The 11,700-nt window shown below is 36.9% G+C and carries 1 protein-coding gene; it reads left to right on the top strand.

The features are described 5' to 3' along the window. On the top strand, positions 1-11,700 hold an 11,700-nt coding region (locus CHRY9293_RS17700; RefSeq protein WP_162034194.1), incomplete at both ends, for a non-ribosomal peptide synthetase.

The raw sequence follows: 11,700 nt of genomic DNA, 5'->3' as shown, positions 1-11,700 counted from the left end.
GCTACCTCCCGAGAAGAAGAGCTAAGGTATTGGAATAGTATTATAGAGAATACGAAGAATAGCAGTCTTCATATCCAGAGTCTTAGTAGTTCTCTCTATCATCATTCCGATTTGGTATTGGATAAAGACTCTACGAGTCGTTTACTTCGAGATATTCATGGTGTGTATCATACCCAGATCAATGATGTTCTTTTATCAGCTTTCTCTTTGGCTCTTTGTGATTTCACTGGGTTGTCTACTCATGGTATTGTATTAGAGGGTCATGGAAGAGAGGATATCTTTCCGGGAATGGATATTACTGAAACAGTAGGCTGGTTTACCACGATGTATCCCATAGTGTTAGAGAGAGGTAAAGATGTATTCTCTACACTAGTTCATACGAAAGAGTCTTTGAGAGGTATTCCTCACAATGGGATAGGTTATGGAAGTCTTATAGGCTATACAGATGGTAATCTTCCTAGAATTAGTTTTAATTACTTGGGACAGTTGGATCAACAGGAATCTGTATCAGAGAGTTGGTATATAGTAGGGGAGAATAGTGGAGAATCTGTGGGAAGAGATAATTTGGATTCTCATCTTCTTACTATCAATGGTGCTGTGGTAGGAGGAGAATTGTATTTTGGATTAAGAGGCTACTTCAGTGAAGAAGAGATGATTCGTTTATCAGTATTGTTTAAAGGATACTTAGAGCAGCTCGTGAATGAGTTATCAGGAATAGATAGAAGCTACCTTACGTTATCAGATGTGGATCATATTCTGAGTTCCAGCCAACTAGATTCTATTCAGGAAGAGATAGAGATTGACTCTGTATATTTAGCCAGTAGTCTTCAGGAAGGTTTTATCTACCATGCTTTAAGTCAGGGAGATGTAGATGACTCTTATCGGGTACAGCTTTTATGGGATTATCATGGAGGGGTTGATTTGGATAAGTTAAAGGAGTCGTGGGAATATGTTCAGAAGAAGCATCCTGTATTAAGAACGAGATTTGATTGGTCAGAGTCTATAGTTCAGGTGATAGATAAGATAGGTTCTGTGGAGTGGCGTTGTATAGATCTGAGTGGGTATGATGAAAAGGAAAGAGAAGATAAGATCAAATCCATTGTTCAGAAAGACAGAGAAGAGGAGTATGATCTTTCCAAATCAGGACTCTTCAGAGTCTATGTGTGTCAACATTCAGAATCACATTATACATGTATTTTCAGTAATCATCATGCAATCTTGGATGGTTGGAGTATGCCTGTACTGTTTAATGATATTCACACCACCTACCTTAGATTATTGAAAGGAGGAGTAGTAGCTTCTATGGTGGATATATCGTATGGAGAATCCCAGAAGTATCTTCAGAGTCATAAGGGAGAGAGTGATTCATTCTGGAAGGAGTATATGTTGCTATTGGAAGATAGGGAAGATTTGAGTAGTTTACTTACAGTCTCAGAGAAGCATACGAATCTTTCAAGCTATCGTCATATTCAGGATCATCAATCTTTAACCTTGCATATCAAAGAGCAGAGGTATACTTTGTTAAAGAATTTAATCTCTAAGGAGGGCTTAACAGTTAATGCGGTGTTACAATATTTATGGCATAAACAGTTAAGTATCTACAGTCATCAAAGAACGACAGTAGTAGGAACGACCGTTTCTGGAAGAAGTTTACCTGTTGAGGGGATTGAGAGTTCAGTAGGCTTGTATATCAATACCCTTCCTTTGATTGTAGAGCATAAGGAAGGTAAGGTGATGGATGTAATAGTAAATCTTCAATCTTCTGTAAGTGATCTTAACACATACAGTGATAAGAGTCTATCAAGTCTTCAAGATAATGGAGAACGTTTATTCAGTAGTTTATTTGTGTATGAGAATTATCCTATATCCGATGGAGATGTTTCTGAGGATTTAGATATCCGATTCCGTGATTCTATAGAGAAGGTAGATTATCCCTTAAGTTTAATTGCGTATGAGAGAGGAGAGGAAGTGAGTCTTACGTTAAACTATGAAGGTTTGTTATTTGAAAGATCTATGATGTCTCAGGTACTAGAAGGTATGGAATTAATGTTGGATCAGCTGTTACAAGATCCTACTATTACTACAGATAGGCTGTCGTATGTTTCAGTGCTTCAATATCAAGACTTGATTTATAATTGGAATGCAACGGGAGTAGAATACGACACAAGTGTTACCCTTCATGAATTATTTGAAAGACAGGTAGAGAAGACTCCGGATCATATTGCTTTGGTGTATGAAGATGTAAAGGTAACGTATAGAGAGCTTAATGAGAGATCTAATCAGTTGGCTCATTACTTATTACAACATTATCAGATTAGTCCTGATGAACTTATCCCTTTATGTTTAGAGAGATCTGAGCAGATGCTGATAGGAATCTTAGGAGTTTTGAAGTCAGGCGGAGCCTATGTTCCTATGGATCCTAATTATCCTATGGATAGAATAGAGCATATTCTGGGAGATACTAAGGCTAGATTGGTAATCGTTGAAGAGAATACAAAAGACAGATTATATGAGTACAAGGAACTAACAGCTACAGAAACAGCATCCTCAAATCTGAGTATTATAAGTCTAAATGCTTTAAATATAGTAGACTCTTTGAGGACTTGTTCTACGGATAATCCAAATACTGAAGTAGGTTCAGGTGATTTATCGTATGTCATTTACACGAGTGGAACAACAGGAAAGCCAAAAGGAGTGATGATAGAACATAGTGGAGTTGTGAATCTTGTTGATTATATGATAGATTCTCACAGACTCAAAGAGTATACCCATGTAGGTTGCTATTCCAATTATGTTTTTGATGCTTTTGTGAGTGAAGTCTTCCCTGTTCTTTGTAATGGTAATAGTTTGTGGTTGTATAGTGATGAACTTAGAAAATCTGTAAAAGAGCTTAATGAATATATTACAGAGCATGGTATAGAAGTATCCGTTATTCCTGTGGTATTATTAAAAGAAGTGCTACCGGACACAAGTCTTCAATTAATTTTCACAGGAGGAGAAAACTTTCCTGAAATAGAAAGAAATGAATATCCTAATATTATTTTAATTAATGAATATGGTCCTACTGAGTCCACGGTATGTGCTACTTATCATTATTACTATGAGGATGGTAATGCTCTCAACATAGGCAAACCTATTATCAATACAACAACTTATGTGTTGGATGAATCTCTGCGACCTGTTCCTGTAGGAGCTGTAGGAGAATTGTATATAGGAGGAGCCGGTTTATCAAGAGGTTATTTGAATCTTCCTGAACTTACCTCAGAGAGTTTTCTAGAGAACCCATTCCAGAGTGAAGAAGAGAAGGAAATAGGCTATAATGGACGTATATATAAGACTGGAGATTTAGTACGTTATCTTGCTGGTGGGGATATAGAGTATATAGGCAGAAACGACTTCCAGGTTAAGATCAGAGGGTATAGGATTGAACTAGGAGAAATAGAGAATGGGTTATTGAGTTATGAAGGTATTCGTCAAGCAGTAGTCTTGGCAAAGGAGAATAGTTCAGGCTTAAAATACTTAGCAGGCTATTATGTATCGGATAATGCAGTTAATTATGAAGACCTATCTGTGTATTTATCAGGGCTTCTTCCGGAGTATATGGTTCCTTCTGTGTATGTACATTTGGAATTATTCCCCATGACACTCAATGGTAAATTGGACCGCAGGGCTTTACCAGAACCTAACTTCACAGGAGATAAGGAATATATAGCACCAACAACGCCTCTTGAAAAACAATTAGCAGAGATTTATAGTGAGGTTTTAGTTTTACCAGTAGAAAGTATAGGTTTACATGATGATTTCTTCCGCTTGGGAGGGAACAGTATTATGGCTATTAAACTGATCAGTAAGATTCATCAAGGATTAGGTTTACAGTCAAATGTAGCGATGGTATTTACTCATAAGACTATTTTTGGATTAGCAGGAATACTGAAAGATTTAGAATCAGGAGGTAGTGAAATGATAAGTCCTATAGTGGTTCATAGCCCTGAGCAGCAACTTTTATCTTTTGCCCAGGAGCGTTTATGGTTTATTGATCAGTATGAAGGAGGAAGCTCAGCGTATAATATTCCTATGGTTTTCGGATTATCTTCCAGGATTGATCTTAGCATTTTAGCAGAATCTTTTAAAGTTCTTCTATCAAGACATGATATTCTACGTACTTTGATTGTAACAAGCTCCGAAGGAGTTGGGTATCAGTATGTGAGTGATCAAGAGTTCAGTATTAAAGAGATTGATGTATTTAGCTCTAGAGAATTAGAAGATCTTATCTCTCAAGAAATCACTAGGGTTTTTGATTTATCCAAAGAACTTCCTATTTCAGTTTGTCTATTCAATGAGAAAGAAAAGACTAAAAATAATAAAACAAAGAAAAAGCAGGATAACCAAAATAAGAGTGAGATTACTTCTTATATCAGTATAGTTATTCATCACATTTCTTTTGATGGTTGGTCTAGTGATATCTTTTTAGAAGAACTACATGTTATCTATAGGGATTTGTTATTGGGTGATCCGGTTTCTTTACCTTCGCTCCCTATTCAGTATAAGGATTTTGCTTTATGGCAAAGGGGTTATCTTCAGGGAGAAGTATTAGAAAAACAAGTGGATTATTGGAGGACTAAACTTTCGGAAGTAGAACCTTTAAATCTTCCTTTAGATTATGCTCGTCCCTCAGCTATTTCTTATGAAGGAAATACAATACATTTTAGTATTTCAGATACTTTAGGGGAGGAGCTTAGACTCCTGTCTCGAGACTTAGGGGTTAGTTTATACAGTGTAATGCTGGGAGGTTACTACTTGTTGTTATCCTCTTACTCAGGGCAAAAGGATATAGTACTAGGAACAGTAGTAGCGAATCGTCATCATACAGGTTTAGAGGATCTGATCGGCTTTTTTGTCAATACTTTAGTACTTCGGGAAGAGATTGATTATGGAGTCTCGGTAAGAGATTTTATTTTACAAGTTTCAGCTTCCGTCTCAGAAGCTCAAATGCATCAGGATGTACCTTTTGAGAAATTGGTAGAAGAGTTGGGAGTGGTTCAGGATGTATCTCGTCATCCTCTATTCCAGGTGATGTTTGGTTTACAGAGTTTTGGAAATGAAGCAAAGAGAATGTATGAGGAAGACTCTTTGTTTCAAGAATTTGAAGGAAATGTTTCTTATGATATAGCTAAATTTGACTTGAGTGTGATGATAGATGATGGAGGAGATTCTTTGTCAGGAAGCTTTAATTATGCTATCCATCTCTTTAAAGAAAGTACGATTGATCATATGATCAGTACATATGTTTATCTCTTAGAACAGATGGTATGTCATCCAAGAGATAATAGATGTCCGTTAAAACTTGAAAACCTATCTTGGGTAAGAGAAGAAGAGTATAGTGGAGATGGAATCTTCTCCAATCTTTTGGATACTTATTCAGAATACGATACAAGTGTTACTCTTCATGAGCTATTTGAGAGACAGGTAGAGAAGACCCCTGATCATATTGCTTTGGTGTATGAGGATATAAAGCTAACGTATAGAGAGCTTAATGAGAGATCTAACCAATTGGCTCATTATTTATTACAAAACTATCAGATTAGGCCTGATGAACTTATTCCTTTATGTTTAGAAAGATCGGAGCAGATGCTGATTGGAATCTTAGGAGCTTTAAAGTCAGGCGGAGCTTATGTTCCGATGGATCCTAATTATCCTATGGATAGAATAGAACATATTCTGGGAGATACTAAGGCTAGATTGGTAATCGTTGAAGAGAATACAAAAGATAGATTATATGAGTACAAGAAATTAGTAGATACAGAAGCAGAACCCTCAAATCTGAGTGTCATAAGTCTGGATTCTTCAGAGATGAAATCTGAACTGAGTACTTGTTCTAGTGAGAATCCCAATACAGAAGTAAGTTCAGGTGATTTATCTTATGTAATTTACACCAGTGGAACAACAGGAAAGCCAAAGGGAGTGATGATAGAGCATAAAGGGGTTGTAAATCTTGTAGAGTTTATGATATCCTCTCACAGACTTAACGAATATACGAATGTAGGTTGTTATTCGAATTATGTTTTTGATGCTTTTGTGTATGAAGCCTTTCCTGTTCTGTGTAATGGAAATACGTTGTGGTTGTATAGTGATGAATATAGAAAATCCGTAAAAGATCTTAATGAGTATATTACAGATCATGGTATAGAAGTATCGTTTATTCCTCCTGTCTTATTAAAAGAAATATTACCGGATACAAGTCTTAAGCTAATATTTGCAGGAGGCGAATCTTTTCCTGAAATCGATAGAAAGGAATATTCAGATATTATTTTACTTAATGAGTATGGTCCATCAGAATCCACGGTATGTACTACTTATCATCATTATCATGAGGATGGTAATGCTCTTAATATAGGTCAACCTATTACCAATACCACAACTTATGTACTGGATGAATACTTACGCCCAGTTCCTATAGGAGCCGTAGGAGAATTGTATATAGGAGGGGCCGGTTTATCAAGAGGTTATTGGAATCTTGCTGAGCTTACCTCAGAGCGTTTTCTCTTGAATCCATTCCAGAGTGAAGAAGAGAAGTCCATAGGTTATAATGAACGGATGTATAAAACCGGAGATTTGGCTCGCTATCTTGCTGGAGGAGATTTGGAATATATAGGCAGAAATGACTTCCAGGTTAAAATCAGAGGATTTAGGATAGAATTGGGAGAGATAGAGAATGGGTTATTGAGTTATGAAGGGATTCGCCAAGCAGTAGCCTTAGCTAAGGAGAATAGTTCAGGCTTGAAATATTTGGTAGGCTATTATGTGTCAGATGCAGCATTAAATCATGAAGAGCTGTCAGTACATTTATCAGGATTACTTCCGGAGTATATGGTTCCTTCTGTGTATGTTCATTTAGAATCACTTCCTCTTACGATAAATGGTAAGTTAGACCGCAGGGCTTTACCTGAACCAAACTTCACGGGAGATAAAGAATATATAACACCAGAGACTTCTCTTCAGCGAGATCTGGCAGCAATTTATAGCGAAGTATTGGGTTTACCTGTAGAAAGTATCGGCTTACATGATGACTTTTTCCGCTTGGGAGGAGACAGTATTATCAGTATCCAACTCGTGAGTCGTTTACGAAAACGATTATCCTTATCCTTAAGTGTTAAAGAAGTCTTTACCTATAGAACAGTTTATCATCTTTCTGAGCTCTTAGAAAGTAGAAAGGATGAAGAGGGATTGTCTCTTATTACAGAACAGGGAATATTAGAAGGTGAAGTTTCATTATTACCGATTCAGGAATGGTTCTTCCATGGGGTAGAGTTAGGAGAATATTTTACCTCTTTCCATCATTGGAATCAGTCCTTTATGATTCATGTTCCTGAACTGGATATAGATATATTAAAACAAAGTCTCTTACAATTAGTAGAGAAGCATGATGCCTTACGACTATATTATCCTAAGACAGAGCATGGCTATCTTCAAGAGTATAGAAAAGAAGCTATATCTCCTGATTTGAGTATACTTGATCGTAGAGATGTAAGTGAAGAAGAATTAGTAGAAGTCTTTACTTCTTGGCAAAGTGGATTTGATATCATTGAAGGACCTTTACTTCATGTAGGATATATCCATGGTTATGAAGATGGAAGTTGTCGTGTTCATTTCTGTTTCCATCACCTTATTATCGATGCGGTAAGCTGGCGAATCTTAACAGAAGATCTTCAGTTGATGTATAGATCTCTTAAGGAAGGAAATACCAACCCATTGTATGTAAAAGGAAGCAGTTACCGCCAGTGGGTTGATGTGGTTAAGACTTATAAAGAGGATAGTGCTACCTCCCGAGAAGAAGAGCTAAGGTATTGGAATAGTATTATAGAGAATACGAAGAATAGTAGTCTTCATATCCAGAGTCTTAGTAGTTCTCTCTATCATCATTCCGATTTGGTATTGGATAAAGATTCCACGGGTCGTTTACTTCGAGATATTCATGGTGTGTATCATACTCAGATTAATGATGTTCTTTTATCAGCTTTCTCTTTGGCTCTTTGTGATTTCACGGGGTTGTCTCATCATGGTATTGTATTAGAAGGCCATGGAAGAGAGGATATCTTTCCGGGAATGGATATTACTGAAACAGTAGGCTGGTTTACCACGATGTATCCCATAGTGTTAGAGAGAGGTAAAGATCTATTCTCTACACTAGTTCATACGAAGGAGTCTTTGAGAGGTATTCCTGATAATGGGATAGGTTATGGAAGTCTTATCGGCTATACAGATGGTAATCTTCCTAGAATTAGTTTTAATTACTTGGGCCAGTTGGATCAACAGGAATCTGTATCAGAGAGTTGGTATATCGTAGGGGAGAATAGTGGAGAACCTATAGGAAGAGATAATTTGGATTCTCATCTTCTTACTATCAATGGTGCTGTGGTAGGAGGAGAATTATATTTCGGATTAGGAGGCTACTTCAGTGAAGAAGAGATGATTCGTTTATCAGTATTGTTTAAAGGATACTTAGAGCAGCTTGTGAATGAGTTATCAGGAATAGATAGAAGCTACCTTACAGTGTCAGATGTGGATCATATTCTGAGTTCCAGCCAACTAGATTCTATTCAGGAAGAGATAGAGATTGATTCTGTATATTTAGCCAGTAGTCTTCAGGAAGGTTTTATCTACCATGCTTTAAGTCAGGGAGATGTAGATGATTCTTATCGGGTACAGCTTTTATGGGATTATCATGGAGGGGTTGATTTGGATAAGTTAAAGGAGTCTTGGGAATATGTTCAGAAGAAGCATCCTGTATTAAGAACGAGATTTGATTGGTCAGAGTCTATTGTTCAGGTGATAGATAAGATAGGTTCTGTGGATTGGCGTTATATAGATCTGAGTGAGTATGATGAAAAGGAAAGAGAAGATAAGATCAAATCCATTGTTCAGAAAGACAGAGAAGAGGAGTATGATCTTTCCAAATCAGGACTCTTCAGAGTCTATGTGTGTCAACATTCCGAGATTCATTATACATGTATTTTCAGTAATCATCATGCGATCTTGGATGGTTGGAGTATGCCTGTACTGTTTAATGATATTCATACCACCTACCTTAGATTATTGAAAGGAGAAGTAGTAGCTTCTATGGTGGATATATCGTATGGAGAATCCCAGAAGTATCTTCAGAGTCATAAGGGAGAGAGTGATTCCTTCTGGAAGGAGTATATGTTGTTATTAGAAGATAGGGAGGATTTGAGTAGTTTACTTACAGTCTCAGAGAAGCATACGAATCTTTCAAGCTATCGTCATATTCAGGATCATCAATCTTTAACCTTACATATCAAAGAGGAGAGGTATACTTTGTTAAAGAATTTAATCTCTAAGGAGGGCTTAACAGTTAATGCGGTGTTACAGTATGTATGGCATAAACAGTTAAGTATCTACAGCAATCAAAGAACGACAGTAGTAGGAACGACCGTTTCGGGAAGAAGTTTACCTGTTGAGGGGATTGAAAGTTCAGTAGGTTTGTATATCAATACCCTTCCCTTGATTGTAGATCATAAGGAAGGTAAGGTAATGGATGTAATAATAAATCTTCAATCTTCTGTAAGTGATCTTAACACATACAGTGATAAGAGTTTATCAAGTCTTCAAGATAATGGAGAGCGACTATTCAGCAGTTTATTTGTATATGAGAATTATCCTATATCCGATGGAGATGTTTCTGAGGATGTAGATATCCGATTCCGTGATTCTATAGAGAAGGTAGATTATCCCTTAAGTTTAATTGCGTATGAGAGAGGAGAGGAAGTGAGTCTTACGTTGAACTATGAAGGATTGCTATTTGAAAAGGCTATGATGTCTCAGGTACTAGAAGGAATGGAATTAATGTTGGATCAGCTTTTGGAAGATCCTACCATTACTACAGATAGACTGTCATATGTTTCAGCGCTTCAATATCAAGACTTGATTTATAATTGGAATGCAACGGGAGTAGAATACGACACAAGTGTTACCCTTCATGAATTATTTGAAAGACAGGTAGAGAAGACTCCGGATCATCTTGCTTTGGTGTATGAGGATGTAAAGTTAAGTTATAGAGAGCTTAATGAGAGATCTAACCAATTGGCTCATTATTTATTACAAAATTATCAAATCCAGCCTGATGAACTTATACCTTTATGTTTAGAAAGGTCTGAGAAGATGCTAATAGGAATCTTAGGAGTTTTGAAGTCAGGAGGAGCCTATGTTCCGATGGATCCTAATTATCCTATGGATAGAATAGAACATATTCTGGGAGATACCAAGGCCAGATTGGTACTTGTTGAAGAGAATACAAAAGACAGATTATATGATTATAAGAAATTAATAGAAACGGGAGAAGAAGCTTTAGATATCATAAGCTTGAATAATTCAGAGATGAAAGCTGAAGTGAGTACTTGTTCTACGGATAATCCCAATACAGAAGTAAGTTCAGGTGATTTATCCTATGTTATTTACACCAGTGGTACAACAGGAAAGCCAAAAGGAGTGATGATAGAGCATAAGAGTGTGGTTCGTTTATTCTGTGCTACGGATCATTGGTATGGATTTACGGATAAGGATGTATGGAGTTTATTCCATTCGTATGTTTTTGACTTTAGTGTATGGGAGATGTGGGGCGCCTTATCTCATGGAGGAAAGCTATTGATTCCTAGTTTAGAACAAACCAAAGATTTACATCTCTTCTTTGATGTATGTCATAGAGAAGCAGTAACGGTATTAAATCAAACTCCCACAGCGTTCTATCAGTTTACCGATATAGTTCTTTCTAAAGATATAGAACTTACCCAACTTCGTTATGTGATTTTTGGAGGAGAGGCCTTGAACTTTGCTTCTTTGGAACCTTGGTATGGTCGTTATTCTGAAGCTCCTCTTTTAATCAATATGTATGGAATCACCGAAACGACAGTTCACGTGAGCTATAGACCTTTAGATTCAAAAGAATTAGGAAGTGCGTGTATCATAGGAACTCATATTCCGGATCAACGTATTTATGTCTTGGATGAGTATTTACGTCCAGTACCCGTGGGAGCCGTAGGAGAATTGTATATAGGAGGTGCTGGTCTATCAAGAGGGTATTTAAATCTTGCTGAGCTTACAGCAGAGCGTTTTCTATTGAATCCTTTCCAAAGCGAAGAAGAGAAAGCAATAGGTTATAATGATCGTATGTATAAGACAGGAGATTTAGGCCGTTATCTTGCTGGAGGAGATTTGGAATATATAGGGAGGAATGACTTCCAGGTTAAGATCAGAGGGTATAGGATAGAATTAGGAGAGATAGAGAATGGATTATTGAGTTATGAAGGGATTCGTCAAAGTGTTGTACTGGCAAAGGAGCATAGTTCAGGCTTAAAATATTTGGTAGGTTATTATGTATCGGATAGTGCAGTTAATCCTGAAGATTTATCTGTATACTTATCAGGATTACTTCCGGAGTATATGGTTCCTTCGGTGTATGTTCATTTGGAATTATTCCCAATGACACTCAATGGTAAGTTGGATCGAAGAGCCTTACCAGAACCTAACTTCACAGGAGATAAAGAATATATAGTACCAGAGACTTCTCTTCAGCGAGGTCTGGCAGCAATTTATAGTGAAGTATTGGGCTTACCTGTAGAAAATATCGGTTTACATGATGATTTCTTTCGATTAGGAGGAAATAGTATTATGGCTATTAAGCTGATT

Origin of the sequence: Chryseobacterium potabilaquae, assembly GCF_902728265.1 — a bacterium.
GTDB classification, from domain to species: domain Bacteria; phylum Bacteroidota; class Bacteroidia; order Flavobacteriales; family Weeksellaceae; genus Chryseobacterium; species Chryseobacterium potabilaquae.
This window is presented reverse-complemented; position numbering and strand designations above follow the sequence as displayed.